25 protein-coding genes and 1 pseudogene are annotated in these 22,910 nt (G+C 46.4%); 13 read left to right on the top strand and 13 right to left on the bottom strand.

Annotated features, from left to right (window positions below):
- The first annotated feature begins 20 nt into the window (after window positions 1–20).
- The 6 genes from F0232_RS03775 (at window position 21) to F0232_RS03750 (ending at window position 3,813) form a co-directional block, all read left to right on the top strand.
- The gene (locus tag F0232_RS03775) at window positions 21–1,301 is read left to right on the top strand and encodes a cyclopropane-fatty-acyl-phospholipid synthase family protein (protein ID WP_061032892.1); all 1,281 of its coding nucleotides are present in this window, start codon (window positions 21–23) and stop codon (window positions 1,299–1,301) included.
- Window positions 1,279–1,803 (top strand): DUF2878 domain-containing protein, encoded by a 525-nt coding sequence (locus F0232_RS03770; protein ID WP_102424274.1) that lies wholly within the window; start codon window positions 1,279–1,281, stop codon window positions 1,801–1,803. Before F0232_RS03775 ends, F0232_RS03770 begins: the two co-directional genes overlap by 23 nt.
- Window positions 1,804–1,806: 3 nt before the next feature.
- Window positions 1,807–2,412: a chalcone isomerase family protein gene (locus F0232_RS03765; protein ID WP_171750699.1), complete on the top strand. Its 606-nt coding sequence runs from the start codon at window positions 1,807–1,809 to the stop codon at window positions 2,410–2,412.
- Window positions 2,409–2,951 carry a DUF3833 domain-containing protein gene (locus F0232_RS03760; RefSeq protein WP_171750698.1) on the top strand — a complete coding sequence of 181 codons (543 nt, stop codon included), beginning with the start codon at window positions 2,409–2,411 and terminating at the stop codon, window positions 2,949–2,951. The genes F0232_RS03765 and F0232_RS03760 overlap by 4 nt, the downstream gene beginning before the upstream one ends.
- Before the next feature lie 227 nt (window positions 2,952–3,178).
- Window positions 3,179–3,439 (top strand): hypothetical protein, encoded by a 261-nt coding sequence (locus F0232_RS03755; RefSeq protein ID WP_061032888.1) that lies wholly within the window; start codon window positions 3,179–3,181, stop codon window positions 3,437–3,439.
- 134 nt (window positions 3,440–3,573) lie between these two features.
- The gene (locus tag F0232_RS03750; protein ID WP_004736983.1) at window positions 3,574–3,813 is read left to right on the top strand and encodes an RNA-binding protein; all 240 of its coding nucleotides are present in this window, start codon (window positions 3,574–3,576) and stop codon (window positions 3,811–3,813) included.
- 132 nt (window positions 3,814–3,945) lie between these two features.
- Here F0232_RS03750 and F0232_RS03745 read toward each other — a convergent pair whose 3' ends face one another.
- The 7 genes from F0232_RS03745 to F0232_RS03715 form a co-directional block, all read right to left on the bottom strand.
- Window positions 3,946–4,290 carry a ribosome recycling factor family protein gene (locus F0232_RS03745; protein ID WP_171750697.1) on the bottom strand — a complete coding sequence of 115 codons (345 nt, stop codon included), beginning with the start codon at window positions 4,288–4,290 and terminating at the stop codon, window positions 3,946–3,948.
- Between the two features lie 205 nt (window positions 4,291–4,495).
- Window positions 4,496–6,319 carry a bifunctional sugar phosphate isomerase/epimerase/4-hydroxyphenylpyruvate dioxygenase family protein gene (locus F0232_RS03740; RefSeq protein ID WP_171750696.1) on the bottom strand — a complete coding sequence of 608 codons (1,824 nt, stop codon included), beginning with the start codon at window positions 6,317–6,319 and terminating at the stop codon, window positions 4,496–4,498.
- 11 nt (window positions 6,320–6,330) lie between these two features.
- Window positions 6,331–7,401: a Gfo/Idh/MocA family protein gene (locus F0232_RS03735; RefSeq protein ID WP_171750695.1), complete on the bottom strand. Its 1,071-nt coding sequence runs from the start codon at window positions 7,399–7,401 to the stop codon at window positions 6,331–6,333.
- Between the two features lie 43 nt (window positions 7,402–7,444).
- Window positions 7,445–8,374, bottom strand: coding sequence for an AEC family transporter (locus F0232_RS03730; protein WP_171750694.1), 930 nt, complete (start codon window positions 8,372–8,374; stop codon window positions 7,445–7,447).
- 9 nt (window positions 8,375–8,383) lie between these two features.
- On the bottom strand, window positions 8,384–9,649 hold the full coding sequence (locus F0232_RS03725) for a TRAP transporter large permease (RefSeq protein ID WP_105058675.1): 1,266 nt from the start codon (window positions 9,647–9,649) through the stop codon (window positions 8,384–8,386).
- 9 nt (window positions 9,650–9,658) lie between these two features.
- On the bottom strand, window positions 9,659–10,159 hold the full coding sequence (locus F0232_RS03720) for a TRAP transporter small permease (RefSeq protein WP_061032882.1): 501 nt from the start codon (window positions 10,157–10,159) through the stop codon (window positions 9,659–9,661).
- 60 nt (window positions 10,160–10,219) lie between these two features.
- Complete coding sequence (locus tag F0232_RS03715) at window positions 10,220–11,224, bottom strand: DctP family TRAP transporter solute-binding subunit (RefSeq protein WP_032553664.1); 1,005 nt, start codon at window positions 11,222–11,224, stop codon at window positions 10,220–10,222.
- A gap of 424 nt (window positions 11,225–11,648) precedes the next feature.
- Here F0232_RS03715 and F0232_RS03710 point away from each other — a divergent pair, with 424 nt between their 5' ends.
- From F0232_RS03710 to F0232_RS03690, 5 genes are all read left to right on the top strand, one after another.
- Window positions 11,649–12,866, top strand: coding sequence for a LysR family transcriptional regulator (locus F0232_RS03710; RefSeq protein WP_105058674.1), 1,218 nt, complete (start codon window positions 11,649–11,651; stop codon window positions 12,864–12,866).
- A 119-nt stretch (window positions 12,867–12,985) separates the two neighbouring features.
- Window positions 12,986–13,906 (top strand): DUF1932 domain-containing protein, encoded by a 921-nt coding sequence (locus tag F0232_RS03705; RefSeq protein WP_171750693.1) that lies wholly within the window; start codon window positions 12,986–12,988, stop codon window positions 13,904–13,906.
- Window positions 13,907–13,936: 30 nt separating this feature from the next.
- Entirely contained in the window at window positions 13,937–14,890 is a 954-nt protein-coding gene (locus tag F0232_RS03700) for a Gfo/Idh/MocA family oxidoreductase (RefSeq protein WP_171750692.1), read from the top strand.
- 11 nt (window positions 14,891–14,901) lie between these two features.
- Window positions 14,902–15,906, top strand: coding sequence for an aldo/keto reductase (locus F0232_RS03695; RefSeq protein ID WP_171750691.1), 1,005 nt, complete (start codon window positions 14,902–14,904; stop codon window positions 15,904–15,906).
- A gap of 65 nt (window positions 15,907–15,971) precedes the next feature.
- Complete coding sequence (locus tag F0232_RS03690) at window positions 15,972–16,706, top strand: PIG-L deacetylase family protein (protein WP_032553670.1); 735 nt, start codon at window positions 15,972–15,974, stop codon at window positions 16,704–16,706.
- 207 nt (window positions 16,707–16,913) lie between these two features.
- Here the strand turns inward: F0232_RS03690 and F0232_RS25005 are convergent.
- The 6 genes and pseudogenes from F0232_RS25005 to F0232_RS03665 form a co-directional block, all read right to left on the bottom strand.
- Window positions 16,914–17,196 (bottom strand): annotated as a pseudogene (locus F0232_RS25005) (AraC family transcriptional regulator); the annotation flags it as partial.
- 124 nt (window positions 17,197–17,320) lie between these two features.
- Window positions 17,321–18,160 (bottom strand): class III extradiol dioxygenase family protein, encoded by an 840-nt coding sequence (locus F0232_RS03685; protein ID WP_061034043.1) that lies wholly within the window; start codon window positions 18,158–18,160, stop codon window positions 17,321–17,323.
- 2 nt (window positions 18,161–18,162) lie between these two features.
- Window positions 18,163–18,513: a protocatechuate 4,5-dioxygenase subunit alpha gene (locus tag F0232_RS03680; protein WP_105058664.1), complete on the bottom strand. Its 351-nt coding sequence runs from the start codon at window positions 18,511–18,513 to the stop codon at window positions 18,163–18,165.
- A 1-nt stretch (window position 18,514) separates the two neighbouring features.
- Entirely contained in the window at window positions 18,515–19,393 is an 879-nt protein-coding gene (locus tag F0232_RS03675) for an amidohydrolase family protein (RefSeq protein WP_171730328.1), read from the bottom strand.
- Window positions 19,394–19,420: 27 nt separating this feature from the next.
- Window positions 19,421–20,485 carry a 4-oxalomesaconate tautomerase gene (locus tag F0232_RS03670; protein WP_171730327.1) on the bottom strand — a complete coding sequence of 355 codons (1,065 nt, stop codon included), beginning with the start codon at window positions 20,483–20,485 and terminating at the stop codon, window positions 19,421–19,423.
- Window positions 20,478–21,155 carry a 4-carboxy-4-hydroxy-2-oxoadipate aldolase/oxaloacetate decarboxylase gene (locus tag F0232_RS03665; RefSeq protein WP_032553679.1) on the bottom strand — a complete coding sequence of 226 codons (678 nt, stop codon included), beginning with the start codon at window positions 21,153–21,155 and terminating at the stop codon, window positions 20,478–20,480. Before F0232_RS03665 ends, F0232_RS03670 begins: the two co-directional genes overlap by 8 nt.
- A 283-nt stretch (window positions 21,156–21,438) precedes the next feature.
- Between F0232_RS03665 and F0232_RS03660 the strand changes: the two genes are divergently transcribed.
- Window positions 21,439–22,278 carry a shikimate dehydrogenase gene (locus tag F0232_RS03660; protein ID WP_171750690.1) on the top strand — a complete coding sequence of 280 codons (840 nt, stop codon included), beginning with the start codon at window positions 21,439–21,441 and terminating at the stop codon, window positions 22,276–22,278.
- Between the two features lie 13 nt (window positions 22,279–22,291).
- Window positions 22,292–22,735: a type II 3-dehydroquinate dehydratase gene (gene aroQ / locus F0232_RS03655; RefSeq protein ID WP_008216825.1), complete on the top strand. Its 444-nt coding sequence runs from the start codon at window positions 22,292–22,294 to the stop codon at window positions 22,733–22,735.
- The last annotated feature ends 175 nt before the right edge of the window (window positions 22,736–22,910 follow it).

Below are 22,910 nucleotides of genomic sequence, written 5' to 3'. Positions count from 1 at the left end.
GAATTCTCAGCGAGGTTGACATGGAACAGCTTGCAAAACAAAACAACAACATTGAACAACAAGCTAAAGCCGTTGCTGTTTCAAGCAACTGTAAGTATCGAGCTTTAATCTTTAAGGTCCTAGAGCGCCTGCAATTTGCAACGCTAGAAATCATCGAGCGAGACCAGCATTCGGTGTTTGGAGACAGAGAAGCAGATTTGAAAGGTCGAATTGTGATTCATGATGCGACCTTTTTTAGAGACGTGGTTGTCAACGGCAGTATCGGGGCATCCGAAGCCTATATAGATGGTAAATGGACCAGTCCAGACTTAACCCGCGTTATCCAGATTATGGCTCGCAACCAAGCCCAGTTAGATGAGCTAGACGACAAAACTCAGTGGATTTCTCGCATTAAGAATCTCCTGCTTCGTCGCAAAAACGCCAACACCGAGCAAGGCTCCAAGAGAAACATTCTGGCCCACTACGACATCGGTAACGAGCTGTACGAGCGATTCCTTGATAGTTCGATGCAATACTCGTCGGCGATCTACAGCGATGAAGCGCTGACTTTATCGAAAGCACAGCAGAACAAAATGAGAACGATCTGTGAGCGTTTGGAACTTTCAGAATCGGATAGCGTGGTCGAGATTGGCACTGGCTGGGGTGGTTTAGCAATCTTCATGGCACAACATTATGGTTGCCACGTCACCACCACAACGATTTCAGACGCACAACATGAGCTTGCAGAGCAGCGCGTAAAATCGCTCGGCTTAACCGATAAAATTACTCTACTCAAAGAAGACTATCGCAACCTAACGGGTGAATACGATAAGCTGGTTTCCATCGAGATGATAGAAGCGGTGGGACATGAATACCTGCAAACCTTCTTTGAGAAATGCTCTTCATTGTTGAAGCCTTCCGGCAAAATGTTGATTCAAGCGATTACCATCGCCGATGGGCGTTATGAAAAGTACCGCAAAGGCGTCGACTTTATCCAAAAGTACATTTTCCCTGGCGGCTGCTTACCTTCTGTATCAGTGATGACCCAACATCTTGCGACCAGCACCGACCTTGTCGTTCAAGAAATTGACGATATTGGTCTGCATTACGCTCGCACATTGAACGACTGGAACGTTGCCTTTCAAAACAGCTGGGAAGAATTACAATCACTGGGCTATTCAGAAGAGTTCAAGCGCCTTTGGACCTTCTACTTCTGCTACTGTGAAGGTGCATTCAAAGAGAGAGTGATTAGTACTCACCATTTAGTCGCAAGAAAACCTCGTTACTTTGGAGCGAAAGATGAAACGGTTTTGGATTATTAATCTCATTCTGTTTCAAGCGACCTGGGTTTGCAGCGCGTTCTTCACCGCTCAAGCCCCGTTCGTAACACCGCTGCTGGTGATCATTCACTTCCTATTGTCACCGACTCGCCACAGCGACCTTAAAATACTCGTTTTATTACCATTGGGGCTACTGCTTGATAGCCTCATGCTTCACTTCGGCGTCTTCGCCGTCGACCCTGCCATTGCCAATCAATCATGGTTCCCTGTGTGGCTCGTCTGCCTATGGATCATGTTCCTGATTAGCTTCAACCACAGCCTTAATTGGCTCTTAAAATGCTCAAAAGTGATCTTGTTCGCCTTAGGGTTCGTAGCGGGTACTAGTAGCTACTGGGGAGGAATCAAAGCGGGCGCCCTCCTCGCTACTTGGCCAGATGCATCGGTAGTTGCTGCCCTTGCGTTGAGTTGGGGGATATTTTTGCCTCTTCTTGTGGCCGCCTACTCCAACTTAATGAAACCGACAATGGCAAGGACAACGAGGTGACTTATGGCTTACTCACTCAAACGGACACAGGCGCTCCACTCAAAGAGCACTGAGAGTCACGCGTGTGCCCAATCTAACACTCAAACGACTGCAAACAACCACTACACAATAGCATTTCTAGGTGCGTTCACTCTCTCTCTATTAATCGCAGCATTACTGTTTGCTGGGCAAGCGCGCGCCTCTGCTGTCGACGATTTAAACAAGCGCGGACAAGGGGAAATGAGTTACCTATTTTGGACCCTCTACTCTGCTGAATTCTACACCGCACCTTCTAGTTCAGAACGCGCATTGAAAATAGAGTACTACCGTTCAATAGACAGTAAGGATCTGGTCGAAGCGACCGAAGATCAATGGAACAAACTTGGCTACCCTAACAGCAACATCGAACGCTGGTTGAAGCCACTCTATTCGATGTGGCCCAACGTAGAAGCAGGAAGCACACTAACGATTCGTGTAGCAGCAGATAACGTCAGCCGCTTTTACTTCGATGAGCAGCCTATCGGTGTCATTCAAGACAAACAATTTGGCGATGCCTTCCTTGCTATCTGGCTCTCTGAAAACACCTCCGAACCGGGCCTACGCAAACAACTATTAGGTTTGAATAAATGAATCCAAAAACAACAATAATCAAAATTGCTCTAGTAATACTGTCTCTTAGTTGGCTAACAGGTTGCGGCTCTGCCAGCCTTGATAATCATGTCGACACAACACCAGAGCTCAAACTTGAGACCTTCTTCAATGGCGAGTTAATGGCTTACGGTATGGTACTCGACCGCTCCGGCAACTTGCTACGACGTTTTGATGCCAAACTGATCGCTACGTGGGAAGGCAACAACGGTGAAATCAAAGAGTGGTTCTCATTTGCCGATGGTGAACGCTCAACCCGAATTTGGAACCTGATAAAAACCGGCGACAACACCTACTCAGGTACCGCTAACGACGTGGTAGGAACCGCATATGGCGAAACACAAGGCTCTGCACTGTATTGGAAGTACGATTTAGAAATCGAAGTTGATGGCAGTACCTATGAAGTTACACTAGATGATTGGATGTTCTTGATGGACGAAAAGCGATTATTCAACAAGACCGAAATGTCCAAGTTCGGCTTTAAGGTCGGAGAGGTCATCCTGTACATCGAAAAGATTTAGACAACTCGCCCTTCAATTCAATCTGAATCACCCGCTTTAGAATCCAGCCCACGACGACGCGTTGTGGGCTGTTTCGTATAATCCCTCAAATAGCGTGCCTACATGCTCCCCCGCTGTGCTAAGATGCGCCACCAGCGTGCAAATGGCCGATACCTCATATCGGTGAGTAACCATTTGTTTCGCCACGTGTAGACTCCCTACCAGATAAATTTAAAAGGCTTTAAAGCATGAGCAAGTTAACCTCAGCGGAGCGTAAAGCTCGCGACAACGAACGTTTCTCACAACGCGTAAACGAGCGCAGAGAAAAAGGTGAAGACGTAGTTGCTTACGCGTTAACCAACAAAAAAGCCGTTAAATTCCTGACAAAGTCAGAGAAGAAACGTCTCAATGAGATGAAAACAGCTCGCCAAGAAGAGCTTCGTCAGAAAGAACAAGAAGAGCTGAACCGAATCGAAGACGCCTTCACCATCAAACAGTTCGACGACTAATAATCACACTAAACAACTCAAAGTGCTGTCGCAGATCTTGGCTACCCAAACAAATGAGATCTTAAATTATTTTGTAAGGGTGACCTTCAAAGTGTGCGACAATGCGCGATGTAAATTCATATTCAAGGTTCATTATGAAACTTCTAGTTCGTAACCTATCTCGCTCAACAACAGAGCAAGATATCCGTGTACTATTTTCTGAGTTCGGTTCAGTAAAAGCATGCAACCTAGTATTAGACCAAGAAACTGGCTACTCAAAAGGTTTTGCTTTCGTTGAAATGCCAGAGCAAGAAGAAGCGAAAACTGCACTAGACAAGCTGCACATGACCAAGCTTGGAAAAAATACGATTCGTGTAAAAGTCGCTAACTCTTAATTCGACTTTAATTCTCTCGCTGGTTTCACAGAAACTCAGATGATAAAGCCCGTAACGATATCGCGCTGAAATAACGCCATATCGTTACGGGCTTTTTGCTGCTCGGTACTTTTCTAAGCACTCATAACTTATCTATAACCCTTCATAGTCATCAATGGCTCGTCGTGCTTCGGCCATTGAACATCCAGACTCCACCACCAATTGAGCAACTGTCATAGAAGGTGTTGCCGCTAACAGCGACGCCAAGCACACCACAGGTTTAGGCAGCACCTTGTCTATGGCTACTGTTATCCAGCCGTCTTTCTCATGAGTTAACAAAGCTTTGAATTCGATCAATTGATGCTCCTGAGCCACCAATAACCAATTGCGTGAGCGACGAACTCGCTTCAACTGACATCCACATTCAGCAGCGTTCGCCATTACTTGGCTCTTATCACTCACACGATGTACAAAACTATTCAGTGGGACGCTAAACATAACCTATATCAGATAATCGACAGATGGTCGTAGGATTACACAGCCTTTACGAAACTGCTAGAGCCAGCATGAATAACAATGCAGAGCCGTTAAAGCTTAACAAACAAGCCCAAGAAAAAAAGCCACCACTGAATTCAGTGGTGGCTTTCCGATTACTCACACACTCTCTTACTGCTCAGGATAAAAGCGGGTGTGCTGATTAGTTTTAATCTTGATAAGACTGGGAAGCCAAGCGAATAAAGGCGTTGGTTTCACCGTATTTCTTATACTCACCCACTCGCTGTACCACTTCAAAGAACAGGCCATTCACTTCCTTGGTGTAGAAGTGGAAGAACGCCCCTGTGTCATCTTCAGTGTAAAGAATATTGTTCTTCTGTAGCTGCTCAATCGACTCATCTTCCAGGTCGAATTGTGCCTGAATATCTAGGTAGTAGTTGTTCGGGATCTTCAATTGATAGATAGGCGATAGGTTAGCCGCCGCTTTAAAGATATCTCGGCACTCAATTGCAATCTGATTGATGCTCGCGCCATTGGAATCATTTAAGAATCGCTGAGCCGAAGTACGCTTAGCGCTGGTACTGTTAAGTGCGATCTTAATGTTCTCATTAGGACTCTTGATAGTACGACTAGTTATCAGGCCGTTGATGTCTGGCAGATCAAAGCTATCTTCAGGAACAAAACCAAAGATCGACTTATAGAAGAACATGTTCGACAGCAAAGTCTCTGGCGACACTACCTGACCAATGTGGTCAACGCGAATCAAGTTATCGTTCACTGCCGGTTGCTGCTCTACTGGCTTGAAATCTACGTCGTAAAACTTGTCTGCTTGGTTCTCATCCAAAAGATGAATCATCAAGTTACTAGAGCTCTTAAGTGTTGGAATATCCAGCTCATTTTCTTGGCGAGCTTGGAAAATCGCTGGACTGTTATAGCGTTTTGCCAGTTCAACCAAACGATCTGAATCTTTGGTTAATACGCCTAGCGCGCACACAGATTCACCATGACCTTCTAAGTAAGTCTGAGCGTTGCTGTTTTTCTCGTAGTTAAAGACGAAGTTAATATCACCCACTTGGTATAGGTCGACATTCTTACTCTTATGACTATGTGTTTTGCTAAAGCCCAATGACTCAATCACATCGGTAAATGGATTGTCTTCACGCTCTTTCACGGCAAATTCAATGAAACTCAAATCAGACACACTTGGCATCTCAAACAAGTTGTTGGTCTGATCTTCGAGCCATTTCAGTGAACGTACGCCATCCACCGCTTTCTCTCTTGGAGAAGAGGCACGGAACTCATCGTTAAACACTTCATGAGAGAGGTAATCATCGTAGCCTTTATCTTTAAGTGTTTTCACAAAGTCGATCACTGGGAAATCGCCTTGACCCGGGAAGCAACGGTAGTGACGGCTGTATTGCAAAATATCCATCTGCATTTTCGGCGCATCAGCGACCTGCACCAAAGCAATCTTTTCCACTGGAATATCTTCACGCAACGTATCGAGTGTGTTGCCACGCGCAAACATATGGAAGGTGTCCAATACCACGCCAAGATTCGGATGATCGACCATCTTCACTAAATTCCAAGCGTCATCGTAATCGGCAATGTGACGACCCCATGCCAGCGCTTCGTAACCCAGCTCCATATCTTCACGCTTGGCCAGTTCTGCCAAGGCATGCAGATCTTCAGCGCAGCGGTCAAGATTATTGGTCGAAAGCGGATTGACGTTACTGCACATCATTAGGCGTTTTGTGCCCAGTTGGTGTGCCAAATCCATCTTGCGCTCCATCATCTTGTATTTCTTTTCGCGCAAGCCATTTGGCATCCCTTCCATATCTCGGAAAGGTTGTAGAACCAAAATCTCTAGCCCCATGCTGTCAGCGATACGTTTAACATCGGATGCAGACCCACGGTACTGAGTTAAATCATTTTCAAAAATTTCGATGGCATGAAAACCGGCTTTTGCCGCTGCATGCATCTTCTGTTCAAGAGTGCCAGATAGACAAACGGTCGCGATTGAATACTTCATCCTAAACTCCCTTAATTAACCAGTGCAGTAACGTCTTGAACCGGAACGTACTGCTCCGTTTCTGTCGCTTTGATGATGGCGTCGATCACCAACAGATTTTGCAGGCCATCGTAAATGCTGACTTTTGGTGTCTGTTCTTCGCCACGAATTAGGGCGCAGAAATGCTCAAGTTGACGCTTAAGTGGGTCTTCACGCGTTACTGGTTCTTGGCGCTCTTCCATCGCATTCCACCAAGAAGGTGTCACACCCTCTTTAAAAGACTTAATCTGCATTGTCGGGATCGATAGCGAGCCATTGGTGCCAGCCACGTGGTAGCAATCCTCGGTTTCGTAAGTCGCGTAGGTTTTGTTTTCTTGCGAGGTTTGCTCCCAGCTTCGTGGACTTGCCGAGGCATCTGACAACATGAATGAGCCCAGTGTGCCATTGGCAAATCGCAGCGAGATTGCGGTTGTATCTTCAACTTCGAACTCGCGAGTCGCATTCGAATTCAGAGCTTGAACACCAACAATGTCGCCAACCAAATGACGCAGGTTACCAATCTCATGAATCATGTTAATTAAGATCGGGCCGCCGCCTTTAACTTTTCGCCACTCGCCTTCGTTGTAATAGTAATCAGGTTTGTAGAACATCGCGCTGCCCATGATAGATACCGTCTTACCCAATTCGCCGCTGTCGATGATCGACTTAGCTGTCTCTAGCAGTGGGCTATAAGCACGGTGGTGGCCAACCAGCATTTTTGCTTCTTCACGATTTGCGTGTTTAAGAAGCTCAATGGCATCTTCTATCGAATCAGTAACAGGCTTCTCGACAATGGCAGGCACGCCAGCATTGATACACTCGTGCGCTTGAATAGCATGCAGACGATTTGGTGTCGCCAAGATCACACCGTCCGGCTTATCTTGTGCAAACAGCTCTTCTAGGCTGGCATAAACCTTAACGCCATATTCTTCGCCAACCTCTTTCGCACCCGGAGAAGGGTCAACAATCGACGCCAACTGACATTGCGCGTTTTCAGAAACCAGTTTGATGTGTGTTTTTCCGATCAGACCAGCCCCAGCGACAGCAATTTTAACTTGTTCCATGTTATGACCTTATTTTTCATTCACGCTCTACAGGCGTCTATTTTTATGATGATGTTGTGATAGCAATAACGACGGACAGCGAGAGTCCAGAGGCCACCGTCGTAATAATTAGAGTGTTTAAACAGAAGCGTTGTTGTTGATAGAGCCCACCTAAAATCGGGTAGATAGTCAACATAGGAGACGCAGCAAAGATCAGTAAGACATACTTGAGGTCTCCCTCTACGGGTAGCGTCATCAGCAGTGCAACGACCACCAATGGGAAGAACACCAGCTTCATAGCAGAGACAAAAGCGATTCGTCTGAACTGCTCAAATCTCAGTGACTGGCCCAGCGCCCCACCGATAGCAAATAGCGCCAATGCGACCGATGTTTTCGCAAAAATGGATACCCCTTCAGTCACGAATTCTGGCAAGCGAATCCCCGTGATATTCACGACTAAGGCAAAGCTGATCGCTAAGATAATCGGGTTGCGACTAATACGACCCGCAACAATCTTTAGCTGCTCACTGATGCTTGACGAACGACCTTGAGCAAACTCCAATGAAATCAAACTCAATGGGATAAACACCAGATTCTCGATCAGCACACACATTAGAAATGCTTCAATGAACTGACCGTCGTACAGCGATAACACCACCGGAAAGCCAACGAACGCGCTGTTTGGCATACCGCTGCCCAAACCATTGATGAAGCTTTCCGTCCAAGTGAATTTGAGTAAGCCTTTGCTCACCAATATCGCCACGGTCATCGCACTCAAGCCAGCAATGGCGTACACCAACATGAAGTTGACGTGGATGACCTGCCCTAACTCGATGCTACTCAAGCTGCTGATGATCACTGCTGGCAGCGATACATACAGCACGAACTTGCTTACCTCAGCGACGAATTGTTGGCTAAAAAAGCCTTTTTTGGTCGAGAGGAACCCTACTGCCACGATAAAAATCAGCGGCAGCAACACTTCAAATACAAACATTGTTTTTCTCTAGTAGCCGAATAACTTCGGTAGGAAAAGCACGCTTTGTGGTACGAAAGTAATGAAGAACAGCACCACAACTTCCAGTAGGAATAGAGGAATAACTTGCTTAGATATCGCAGCAATCCCGACCTTGGAAATGGTATTGGAGACAAACAGACAGATGCCCATTGGTGGTGTAATCAAACCAATCATTAGGTTGAAGATAACCACAATGCCAAAGTGAACAGGGTCGATACCAAAGCTCATCGCAATCGGATGGAAGATTGGGATAAGGATTAGCATGGCTGCAATGCCTTCAAGAAACAGGCCCACCGCCAGTAGGATTAGGTTCACCATAATTAGGAACATAATAGGATCTGAGATAGTGCTAAGCACCTGTTGGCTAATGTATTGCGGGACACGCGAAAATGTCAGCAGCCAGTTTGCTACAGAGACAACAGCAATCAGAATCAATACGATAGAAGAGTCGCGCATTGAACGCATAAACACTTCAGGTAAGTCACTGACTTTGATTGATTTGTACATGAACATGCCGACCGACAGCGCATAGAATGCAGCAAAGGCAGCCGCTTCAGTCGGCGTCACGATACCCATTAGAATTGAGCCAAGGATAAAAATTGGCATCGTTAGCGGTACAAAGGCTTTAACCAATGCTTTGCGACGGCTTGTTCTCACGCCGGTATTCACAATCTTATGTTTGGTCGCATAGAAGAAAACAAACACTGACAGGGCAATTGCCGACAAGACACCCGGAACAATACCCGCTAAGAACAGAGCCGGAACCGAGACACCACTGGCAATAAGCGCGTAGATGATCACAGGAATGCTCGGTGGAATCATAGGACCAATCACCGAAGAGGCAGCGGTCAGTGCTGATGCAAATTCTTTGCTGTAGCCCTCTTTTTCCATTTGAGGGATAAACACTCGGCCCAGTGCAGAAGTGTCTGCTACCGCTGAACCTGAGATCCCGGCAAACATCACCGAAGACCAGATGTTTACTTGTGCTAAACCACCACGGAAGTGCCCCACCAAGGCGTTAGCAAAGTCGATAATGCGACTAGTAATACCACTCTTGTTCATCAGCTCGCCAGCCAGAACAAACAGTGGAACAGCAAGAATAGAGTATGAGTCTAGTCCGCTAAAAATTCGTTGTGCAACAAGGCTGATTGAGATTGGAGTGCTCGTTACGTAGAACGACATAGCCAAAATAATGGCAAACACTAGCGGAACACCAAATACGAGCATACCGCCCATTAAAGCTATTGATGGCATAGTAGATCCTTATACATCGCCTTGAGTGAGAGAAGAGACTGGCGCATTGGCGCGTCGAGATAGCGTGACGTGTTGTGCTAAACGCAATAGAGCGGCCACAAACAGACAGATACCACCAACAACTAACGCAGACTGAAAGTAGTACATACTCAAGCCAATACCTGGTGATTCGATACCACCGCGTTTCATGACAAATAGGTAACCTGAGTAAGTCATGATGCCCGCTGATACAAGCACTGCGATATCCACCACAATCGCCAAAACCTTTTGGAAAGTCGCCGACTTGACTGAATCTAGAACCGCAAATTTAATGTGTAGTCCCTCTAGGTAACAAAGAGACGTACCAAACATCACACCGTAGATCATTGAGTACTTACATAACTCTTCACCCCATAGGATTGAGGTATTGAAGAAATAGCGCGAGATGGTAGTGACTAGCATGACTGCAAACAGTACAAACAGAGACGAACCTGCGCAGAAAGCCAATAGTTTTTTATATTGTTCCATCATAGTTCCCTATCTCCTTGGGAAAGCGCAGCATTGAAACCATCAATGCTGCGAACATCAGAGTTACTTCGTTGCAGTTTCAACCGCTTGAAGTGCGCCATCGATCCATTTCGAATCTACGGTACCTTCAAGCCACTTGATTACTGCAGGCTGAGTTTTGTCGCGGAATTGCTTCTGCTGCTCTGCTGTCAATGATGTAATCTTCATGCCTTTCTTACCTAGCGTTTCTAGGCCTTCTGCAGAGTTAACCTGCTGAACAGCTCGGCCAACCGTACCTGCAACTTGCGCTGCACGATCGATGATCGCACGGTCTGCGTCAGATAAACCTTGGTAGAAATCGTCGTTCATTAATAAGAAGTCGGTGCCATACACGTGACCATCCAGCGTGATGTACTCTTGCAGCTCGTAGAACTTATTCGCGCTGATAACGCTCACTGGGTTTTCTTGACCATCAATAACACCGGTTGTTAGAGCGGCTGGTACTTCTGGGAAGGCAATAGGTGTAGGCTCGGCACCTAAAGATTTCAGCAGCTCAACATAAAGCGGGGTTGTCATTACACGAATCTTCAGACCTTTTAGATCATCAGGAGACTTGATTTCGCGTTTTGAGTTAGTGAAGTGACGGAAGCCTGTCTCACCGTAAGCTAGGTTACGTAGACCTGTTTGTTTTAAACATTGCTCATTAAGTTGCTGGCCAAACTCGCCATCTAGCACTTCCCAAGCAACAGGTGCAGATGGGAAAAGGTAAGGAATTTCAAGAACATTGGCTTCTTTACACAGTTTAGAATAAGCACCAGACACCATCGTCATGGTCAGCATTCCCTCTTGTGTAGACTGAAGCAGCTCTGTTTCACCACCAAGTTGACCTGATGGGTAGATGTTAACCGCGATACGACCGCCAGATTCCGCTTCTACGATATTTTTGAATACCTGTGTCGCAGCCCCTTTCTTAGAGATCGTCCAATCCTGAGAGTCGACATGACCTATTGTAATATCGATATCCGCAGCTGATGTATTTGCAGCAAATGCCAGTGATACAGCCAGTGATAGTGTCTTTATAGTTTTCATTCTATGGAACCTCCTGTTTCATTGCCGATAAAACTAACACTAGGAATTAACAAAACAAAATTCACTTACTGAAAGCATTATTCAAAAATTAGATAACCCTCGCTCTTCAAGGGTCAGAGATAAACAGAAATAATCACAAAAAATCATAAACTTAAGAATGAAAAATAAACATAATCACCATCAATAAATGGTCAAATTTGATATTTTACAAATTGGTTAATTTTGGAGAATTAAGTCACACTTTAGAAACAATATATCATTCCCTACTTCATAGAGTGTTTGAATTCCGTTACTAATATGTCCATTGATAAGGGAGTCGACTATTTCGAGCCAGATCATTAATAGAGTTTAAGCTCTAAAAACCCAAACTGTGATTTATTTCATATTTCGTACTGTAACCAACGTTCAGTGGTAAGGAAACCGTATGTTTAACATCCCAAATTTGCGCCACCTTAGGGCGATATCTGAAGTCGTTCATACAGGAAGTATTAGCAAAGCATCTGACACGGTTTTCCTTTCTCAACCCGCAATAACACAAGCTATCTCCAAGCTTGAAAAGAATATGAACAGTGAGCTGTTTGAACGCACCAGTGATGGCATGACGCCAACGAAACAGGGTGAAGCCTTCGCTTTTCGAATTGACCGTGCGCTGGAAAACATCAGTCAAGGCATCTCTAATGCGCTAAAGATTGCCACGAAGCAGCGCAAAAATAGTGTGCAGCGTTATCTGTTTAATATCACCACCACACAACTAAAAGCGCTAGTTGCCGTCGCTAACGGACAAAGCTTTACCGAGGCGAGCCGGTTACTTGAAGTGTCTCAATCATCGGTTTACCGAGCATCAAAAGATCTTGAAGAAATTCTCGGGTTTACCTTGTTTGAAAAGACCAGTACAGGCATCGCACTATCTAAAGCAGGGGCTGCATTAGACAAAGCAAGCAAACTCGCTTTTGTTGAGATAAAACAGGGGCTTGATGAGGTTAACCTTCTAAGTAACCGACACAGTTCAGTGATCACAGTAGGCTGTTTACCTCTTGCGAGAACCTGCTTGCTTCCAAGTACCATTAATGAGTTTTCTAACGCCTATCCTGACTGCCAAATACACGTCATTGATGGCCCTTATAAAGACCTGCTCAACCACCTAAAATATGGCGAAATTGATATTCTAATTGGCGCTCTACGCTTTCCCGTTCCCAGCACCGATATTCGTCAAGAAACCTTATTTGAATCGAAGAACACCATTTTATCGCGTGCTGACCATCCTTTAGCAAACCGAGAAAAAGTCAGTATCAAAGAGCTTCAAGAATCAAGCTGGGTTGTCTCCTCTAGTGCAACACCTGCGCGTAAAATGTTCGAAGATATGTTTACCAAAGCCTCACTGGAAGTACCAAATCGTTTAATTGAGGCAAGCTCGCAAATGCTAGTTAAAGAGCTATTACTGGGCAGTGATCGATTAACCCTTCTTTCCCAACATCAAATCAGACGCGATCTCGATGAGGGGCATTTAGTTGCTCTTCCTTATGAAGGTGAAGAACAATCCAGACCCATTGGTTTGACGGTCCGCAAAAACTGGTTTGCCACTTCTGTACAGACTCACTTCTTACAATTATTGCGAACAAACGGAGTTAAAATGTCGCTGTAATAACCCTATTATTTTCAAAATTGAATACCCTTTGAATTAAATTGATTATCCGCACTCAATACCAAATGATAGTGTTTAACCATAGCCAAAGATAATTAACAAACAAAAAGGTGGTTATGGTGAAAATCAGTAGGATTGCATTTATTGGTTTTGGCGAAGCAGCAAAAACATTTATTTCTTCTTGGAATGATCGAGCACCTGAAATAATTAATGCCTTTGACATAAAGACGAACAATATATTTACCCGAGAGAAAAAACTTCTCGAATATATTGATCAAGGTGTGCAAGGGACATTTCGTCCTGAAGAAGCAATTCACGGCGCACAACTTATTTTTTCCCTAGTCACCGCTGACCAAGCTGAACAGGCACTGCAGCAGATAGCAGGCTCTCTGACTGAAAAACAGATTGTACTCGACTGTAACTCTTGTTCCCCGCAAGCCAAACAAAGACTTGCAAAGCTGGTTAAAGCGCAAGGCGCTGAGTACATCGACATTGCCATCATGGCGCCAGTATTGACATCACAGCCTAATATTCCGCTCTACTTGTCCGGACAAAAAGCCGACAAGGTCGCGGAATACCTAACTCTACTGGGTTTCGATATTGAGGTTATCTCGGAAAACGTAGGCGATGCATCCAGCATAAAAATGATGCGCTCAGTAATGGTAAAAGGCTTAGAGGCGCTAACCACAGAGTGCGCTCTGGCAGCTCGTAAATCAGGTGTTGAACATCACGTGCTCAAATCGCTAAGCCACACCTACCCGGGATTAGAGCTGAGTCACCTAAGTCGTTATCACATGGAGCGCATGCTCAACCACGGTCAGAGACGCCACGCAGAATTAAAAGAGGTCGCAGCAACCTTAAACGAGCTAGGCATGAGTCACTCGATGGTCAAAGGGGCGATGAACTGGCATCAATCGCTAGGTGGACTCAACATCGATGCGTCAGATCAACCTCTCGCTCAACTGTCTGACCAGATCATAGAACAACTGCAGGTCGAGGATACAGAATCGACCGCAACGAAATTACAAAATATCCAATAGTTTAATCGCTTGAATACAAAAGGAATGATTATGAAAGTGTGTGTAGTAGGCGCTACGGGTGCATTCGGCCAAAAACATTTAGAGGCACTGCGTAATATCGACGACGTTACTGTTACTGCAATGGTTGCCCCTGAAGCGGACAAACTTGATCAACTCATCACAGATTACAATCAAACAGCTCAAAGTTTCTCTTCACTTGAAGAAGCACTGAAATCTGACAACGTCGATGCTGTGATTCTAGCAACACCAACTCAAATGCATGCTGAGCAAGCTATCGCATGTATGGAAGCTGGCAAGCATGTTCTGGTTGAAATCCCAATGGCAGACAACATTGAAGACAGCTACAAAGTGGTTGAGACTCAAAAGAGAACTGGCGTTGTCGCTATGGCTGGTCACACTCGCCGATTTAATCCAAGCCACCAGTGGATCCACAACAAGATCGCAGCTGGTGAGCTAAACATTCAACAAATGGATGTTCAAACCTACTTCTTCCGTCGCACTAACACCAACGCAAAAGGTGAGCCGCGCACTTGGACTGATCACCTACTATGGCATCACGCTTGTCACACTGTTGACCTTTTCCAATACCAAACCGGTGAGAAGGCATCAAAGATTCAAGCACTGCAAGGCCCGATTCACCCAGAGCTGAATATCGCAATGGACATGAGCATTGGTATGAAAACGCCATCTGGCGCTCTATGTACGCTATCACTCTCATTCAACAACGACGGTCCATTTGGCACCTTCTTCCGCTACATCTGTGACGAAGGCACCTACATCGCTCGCTACGACGATCTATTCGATGGCAAAGAGAACCCGATCTCACTAGAAGGTGTCGCGGTTTCAAACAACGGCATCGAGCTAATCGACCGTGAGTTCTTCGATGCGATTCGCACAGGCCGCGAGCCAAACTCAAGTGTTGCAAGCTGCCTACCAGCAATGGAGACACTGCACGCATTAGAACAACAGCTAGAGCAAGAGTAAGGAGCCCGGCGATGATTACTATAGGTGAGCACTCACTCGCGCCAGTTGCCCTTGGATGTATGAATGTATCTCACGCATACGGAACACCCCCAAGTGAAGAGCACAGCATCAAGCTACTCAATAAGGCGCTTGATCTTGGCTACAACATGCTCGATACCGCAGCTCTTTATGGGTTTGGTAACAACGAGAAACTACTCGCCAAAGCGGTAGGTCATCGCCGTAATGAGTTCTTTCTTGCTAGCAAGTGCGGCATGTTTAAAGGCCCTGATGGTAAACGCGCTATTGATGGTCGCCCGCAAACCATTCGTCAAACCTGTGAAGATTCGCTGCAGCGTCTCAATACCGATGTGATTGACCTCTACTATCTGCACCGCTGGGATAAATCAGTGCCGATTGAAGAGAGCATTGGTGAACTTTCTAGGCTGGTTGACGAAGGCAAAATCAAACACCTCGGTCTATCTGAGGTATCGGCAACCACGCTGGAAAAGGCACACCAAATCCACCCGATTGCAGCGGTTCAGTCGGAGTATTCGTTGTGGTCACGCAACGCGGAGATCGCAGTGATTGATAAATGCCAAGAGCTGGGAAGTACCTTTGTCTCTTTCAGCCCTGTGGGGCGCGGCATCCTAAGTGGCGAGCTGCAAAGTAATCAATTTGTCGATGGCGATATTCGCAATGCAATGCCGAGATTTAACGCAGAAAACTTTGAAGCTAACTTGTCGGCTGTAAATAGGTTCGCTTCTCTGCTGCCGATTTTTGCTGAAGAGAATGTATCACTACCTGCACCAACCCTGGCTCAATTTGCCTTGGCATGGACGCTGGCTAAAGCGCCTCACTCGATAGCACTACCAGGCACTACTAACCTTAAGCATCTAGAAGACAACTTAAATGCGCAGCATTACTCGGTTTCGAACGCCCTGCTAGAACTGGTTGAGCGCACTGTACCGCAAAAGGCATTTGTTGGCAGTCGCTACAACGCGCCCACTCAAGCCGAAATCGATACCGAACAATTTTAGCCGAATAAAGAACATAGAAGACACGCTCATCAGAAGAGCTCAAGAGTAAATAAAGGATTAATAACATGACAACAAAGAAAACAGCTTTAGTAATCAGTGCCCATTCAGCAGATTTTGTCTGGCGTTGTGGCGGTGCCATCGCCCTTCACCAAAAGCTGGGCTACGAAGTGACCATTGCATGTCTTTCATATGGTGAGCGTGGCGAGTCTGCAAAGCTATGGAAACAAGAAGGCATGACACTTGAAGACGTTAAGCGTATTCGTCATGAAGAAGCGACAGCAGCAGCGGCAGCTCTTGGCGTAAGTGACATTCGTTTCTTTGACTTCGGTGATTACCCACTGGAAATCGACAAAGAAGGTAAGTACCAAATCGTCGACCTGATCCGTGAGATTCAACCAGAATTCATCATGACGCACTCTAAATGGGACCCATACAACACAGACCACATGTACGCCACTGAGATCACTCTGCAGTGCCGTATGATCGCACAAGCTTGGGGTCATAACCCAGGTGAGAAAGTGCTAGGTGCACCTCAGGTTTACCTATTCGAACCACACCAAAGCGAGCAGATGGAATGGAAACCAAATACCTTCCTAGACATCTCTGAAGTATGGGAAAGCAAGAAAGCCGCTATTGAGTGCATGCAAGGTCAAGAGCACCTGTGGACCTTCTACGAAAACCTAGCAGAAAACCGTGGCAACCACTTTAGACGTAATTCAGGTGGCCAGGCGGGCGGCAGAAGCTGTCAACACGCTGAAGGTTTCCAAGCTATCTTCCCACAGTGTGTTGATTCGTTGTAAAGCCTCTCCACAACCACCTCGCCCGATAAGCCAGTCAGGTAAATAACCAAAGCCCCGCAACACTGTGGGGCTTTTTGCTATCGGTAATCATCTACTCTTCGCAGGGCGTAGCAACCACCGAATCTAAGCCCTTATCTTTCTGAAACAATCCATAGGCGTTAGGCCAAACTTGTCCTTAAAACGCTGGCTAAATCGCCCCTCTGACTAATAACCACACGCCAAGACCAACTGAGCAACATTACTGTAGCCCCCCTGTATCAGATACAAAACATGAGCCTAGCGAACTCCCATAAGCACCTCACTAAATTGAGTGCCTCCTCGTTTGAACGTACGAATCGTTGTTGCACTACTCATGGCAAACTTCGTCGAGAGCATGCTAAGCACTGGGGGAGCGAGCTAAGTAGCGACTTAACTTCTGATACAAACCAAGCACCGAAAAACGCTGAGTCTCATGACTTATCGTTTGGGATTGAAACGAAAACAGAGCATTAAAGGGGGGCCTTGTAGTGCCGTATCAGAACGGAAAATAGTTTGGGAGCTGTGTAGTCAAGACAAAGAAAAAGCCCCAGAGCATCACACTCTGGGGCTTTTTAAACATTTGACGGCTAATCTAATCAGCGGTTTTCTATCAACATGGTGCCAGCGCCGGTATTCGACACGGGTGCGTGATAGCTGCTTTTCAGCACATTAAGCTCGCCCGTCAATGCACCACGCATACCAAGCCACATAATGAATTCCGCACCTTGCGCACCACCCTGCTCTACTAGGTCGTAGATCGAAAGCTTAGTCAGCTCTTCTGGGTTGTCGATCAGCTTCTTCATGCAGTAAAGATCGAACTCTTTATTGATAAAGCCAGCACGCTCACCGTCCAACTGATGAGAAAGACCACCAGTGCCAAGCACAACAACCTTCAAGTCTTTATCGTAGCTTTCAACGGCCTTACCAATCGCTTTACCTAGGTCGTAACAACGTTTAGGTGATGGCATTGGGTGCTGTTCAACGTTGATACATACTGGAATCACCTTCATATGACCGTAGCTGAAGTTTGGCCACATCAGCTGCATTGGTACAGTTAGTCCGTGGTCAACTTTCATCTCTTGGCAGATGGTAATATCGAACTCGTTCTCTACCAGTTCGTTACAGATATGCCATGACAGCTCTGGGTCACCGTTGATCTCTGGAATAGTTGGAATACCCCAGCCTTCATCGGCATTCTTATAACTTTGTGCGGCACCAATCGCGAAGGTCGGTTTCTTATCTAAGAAGAACTCTAGGCCGTGATCGTTATAAAAAACGACTGCTACATCTGGTTGAACTTCATCTAGCCAGTGGTGAATCGGTGGATACGCATCAAACAAAGGCTTCCAGTATTCAGTTTGTTGTAGATTGTTCTCAATTGCTTTACCAATTGAAGGAATGTGGGAAGTGGTAATTCCGCCAACGATCTTTGCCATAACTATTTCCCTGCCTCTACTAACATCTGTTTAAATTCTTCAACTGTCATACCCGTTTGCATCGCACCAATATCTTGCATGTTGAGTCCCAACATGCCGACGAATTTGGCAAGGTAATAGATACTGCCACCCTCGGCGATCAACCCTAGAACATCACGCTCTTTGATTGCCGTCTTTTGAGCTTCCGTCAGGCCATATTTGTCACAGTAAGCCATTTCATCGGCTGAAAATGCATCACGCCCCGCTTGTTCGTTAAGTGAATGACACATCTTGTTCAAGCCATAGCCTTTACGCGCCATCGCGCCATCAAACATTGTTGTTCCGGGGATCGGCTTATTATTTAGGTAAGTCATGTTACACGCTCTCCGGCCAGTAAAGTTTCATTGGGTTAGTGACGAGTAGTGCTTGCTGTTGCTCTACCGTAGTGGCAATTTGTGGGATCACATCCACTAAGTGACCATCGTCTGGAGTGTGTGATTTCATGTTTGGATGTGGCCAGTCGGTGCCCCAAAGTACGCGGTTTGAAAACAGATCAACCAAGGTTTTAGCAAACGGCACCACGTCGGAGTAATCCGGTGGCGTTTGAGTCAAGCGCTCTGGGCAGCTCACTTTGCACCAGATATCTGGGTTACGCTCCATCAACGAAATAAACTTGCCGAACTCTTGGCTATCGACACCTTTTGTCACGTCAGGACGCCCCATGTGGTCAATCACTACCGTCATGTTGAGTTCTTCTAAAAACGGCGTTACATCATCGATATCTTGCGCTTCAAAGTAGACCACAACATGCCAACCTAATGGGCGGATCTTCTCAGCTATCGCTTTAAGTTTTTCAGTTGGTACCGTATCAACCAAGCGCTTCACAAAGTTAAAACGAACACCGCAAACGCCAGCTTTGTCCATCGCTTGCAGCTCTTCGTCAGTGACAGTTTCGTCAACGAATGCAATACCACGAGCTAACTCACCAGCGGTCTCTAGCGCATCAACAAGCGCGCGGTTATCTGTACTGTGGCAAGAAGCCTGAACAATCACATTACGGCTAAAGCCTAAGTGATCACGCAGGGCAAAAAGCTGCTCTTTTGACGCGTCGCACGGGGTGTACTTACGCGCCGGAGAGTAAGGGAATTTAGCCGCAGGACCAAAAACGTGACAGTGGCTATCCACTGCGCCTTCTGGCACCACAAACTTCGGCTTGCTTGGATTTGGGTGGAACGGTAGGTAATCAGCGTCCATGTTTCTTCCTTGTTATTTTCAGCAGGCTTACAGTCCAAATACGGTGCCATCGAACAGCTTTCTTGCTGTGCGAAGGATCGCGGCGGACTTCACTTGATTTTGTTCAACGTCTAGCACCACGCTCATCTTTCCGATTGGGTGTTCAACATCGATATGTATTTGTTTTTCTATTTCGACTTCAGCAAGTTGCTTAGCTGGGGCGTCATTCAAGATGCAAGCACTTGCGACACTCACCGCACCTAACACACCAATCGACGCATGGCAGCGATGTGGGATAAAAGTACGCGTTGAAATACCACCACCATATTGAGGTGCGCTCACCAGCGTCATTTTCGGCACGCTTAGCTCACGAACATCGCCGAGATTCATCATTGGTCCAGCTTGTAGGCGAATCGACTCCAGACGTTGCTTAAGTTCTGCGTTGTCATCCAATTGCTCGCGGGATTCGTCACCAGTAAGGCCAAAATCTTGAGCTTTTAGCACCACGACAGGCATACCGTTATCAATCAGAGTTACGCTCATACCGTCAATCACGTCGACTTCATTCCCCGTTGGCAACAGAGCACCGCAGGTAGAGCCAGCCGTATCTTCAAAGCAAACCGCTAGCGGAGCCGCGGTATTAGGGACTCCATCAATATGGCAGTCACCAGCATAGGTCACTTGCTTGTTTGGGGTTTGCACGGTAACCGTTGCTACTTGCTGCGTGTTCTCCATGAAGATGCGAACCGAGGTGTGACCCTCTTGCGCCTCTACTAGTCCACGTTCAATCGCAAACGGTGCAACACCCGCTAAAATATTGCCACAGTTTTGTTTGCCACTAATAAGCTTTTGGTCAACAAATACCTGTTGAAATAGGTAGTCAACGTCGACGCCTTCACGTTTTGACGATTCCACTATCGCAACCTTAGAGGCTAGTGGGTCTGCACCGCCAATTCCGTCGATCTGTCTTGGGTCGGGGGTGCCCATCATCGACAACAAGAACTGCTCACATGCTTGCTCGTCCTCTGGTAAATCCTTACGTAGGAAATAGGCTCCCTTTGATGTACCAGAGCGCATCCACATGCATTGTGCACTGAAGGGATGGCTAGACATATTTCAAACCTTTCTCTTCTAGGCGGCCGCGCATTTGATAGATGTCCAGACCCAACTCGCCGTTCGCTAATCGAACACGCTTTGCTTCTTCACGTTCCATGCGCGCTAATGATTCATGCAGAACCTCTTCCGCTTCCTCACGACGTACAACCACAACGCCATCTTCATCAGCGACCATCACATCGCCTGGGTAAACCAGAGCACCAGCACAGTTCATTGGCACGTTCACCGAGCCTAGTGTCTCCTTGATGGTACCTTCACTGAAGATCGCCTTAGACCATACTGGGAAATTCATTTCACGCAGGTCACGAGTGTCACGTACGCCACCTTCAATGATAAGGCCGACCACACCACGCGCTTGCGCCGATGTCGCTAGCAAGTCGCCAAAGAAGCCGTGATTAGAAGGGGAAGTCGGTGCAAATACTAAGAAGTCACCCGCTTTTGCTTGCTCAATCGCTACGTGCATCATCCAGTTATCACCCGCTGCACCTGAGATGGTCAATGCAGAACCCGCAACCGCGTCGCCTTGGAAAATTGGGCGCATGTAATGAGCCAATAAGCCTTTACGACCCTGAGCTTCATGAATGGTTGCCACACCACATTGACGCAAGCCTTCAATAAGCTCTTTATCTGCGCGCTGAATATTTTGTACGACGACGTTGTTCTGCATTTGTGTTCCCTCTTAATACATTTCGGCAGGTGAATCCCTTCAAAGGTGGTTACTGCTCACTGATGTATTCACTATAAAGAGGTGCTGACAAAGGCGATATTTCAATTATTTCGCAAGGTATAAGATTTTGAGATAGGAAGTGCAATCGCGCCTGTTACCACGTGAGTGCTGCGCCCTGCGTTATCAGTAATCTTCAAAAATTGAATGGGTGTTAGGAAAAAACAATTATCGCGAGAAAGAGGGTTTTGCTAGCGTAGTAACAAATAACGATAAGGAGTGAATCATGATTCAATGTCGACTCATAGGGCAGAACATCCAACGTTCTCAATCGCCAGATTTTCACAATGCCCTTGCTGAAAAACTTAATATTGAACTGCACTATCAACTCGAAGAGCTGACTACTAACAGCGCAGAAGCACTCCACCAGCACACTACTGACTTGTTCGACAACGAGATTGATTCCGCTAACGTTACCTATCCCTACAAAGAACAAATACTATCGGTCGCCGATCAGCTCGCGCCTTGTGCCAAACGAGTCGGTGCGGCCAACACGCTGGTTAAACGCGACCAACAGATCACTGCTTACAACACCGACTACAGCGGCTTTATCGCTGCATTTAACCAATTTGCTCAGCACAAGCCGGGCAAAGTGGTGTTGCTTGGTTGTGGTGGCGTCGGCAAAGCAATCTGCTTTTCTCTTGCCGATCTCGGTGCGACAGAGATCGCAATCTATGACCGGGATCTAACAAAAATGAATAGCCTAGCGAAGCTGCTTGCGGCTGAGAATATAGATACCGTATGTTTGAATGAAACGACGCTAGAAACAGCGGTACAGAAAGCAGAAGGTGTCCTCAATTGCACGCCCATCGGTCATTATCAAACACCCGGCTGCCCAATTGAGGCCTCTTGGTTGCAGGAGCAGGCGTGGTGTTTTGATGCCGTATACATCCCACGGGAGACAGAGTTTCTGAAAACCGCACAGCAGAAATCTATCAAGACGTTGAGTGGCTTTGAGCTCTTTTTCCATCAAGCACATGACGCGTTCTCCCTGTTCACTGGTGCCCAAATTTCAACTCAACAACTCAAAACCTTTAAGCAAACACAGCTTGCAAATTTACGTTAAGGACAATGACTCAATGAAAAAAATCTTAATACTCAACGGACCAAACCTAAACCTACTTGGCACACGTGAGCCTGCACAATACGGCTACGAAACACTGGCTGACGTAGAAGAAAACTGCCGCAAAGTCGCTGCAGAGTATGGTTATGACGCTGAGTGTTTTCAAAGCAATACCGAAGGCAGCCTAATTGATGCTATCCACAAAGCGGGCCGCGAGTTTACTCAAGGTGAATGCGCTGGCGTTGTGTTTAACCCGGGTGCTTACACGCACACATCGATTGCGCTTCACGATGCGATCAAAGGGGTTGAAGTACCAGTGGTTGAAGTCCACATCTCTAACGTGCATGCACGCGAAGCTTTCCGCCATCACTCATACATCTCACCTGTCGCTGCAGGAACCATCATAGGTATGGGCACAAAAGGCTACAAATTAGCTTTGGATTTTTTGTTAGATAAGTAATTAAACTGAATACGTTGAGAGGCGCTTTGAAGAAGTCATTGTAAGCAGATCGGTTTGAGCAATGCCCTATCAATCGCAGTCACTATCTAAAGTAAGGGAGCATCGCTAAGTTGCTCCCTTAATCTATTTAACTCGTCTCGAAATCAGTAAACATCTAACTTCTCTGAGTACAACT

Source organism: Vibrio sp. T3Y01 (genome assembly GCF_013114525.1).
GTDB classification, from domain to species: Bacteria; Pseudomonadota; Gammaproteobacteria; order Enterobacterales; family Vibrionaceae; genus Vibrio; species Vibrio chagasii_B.
This window is presented reverse-complemented; position numbering and strand designations above follow the sequence as displayed.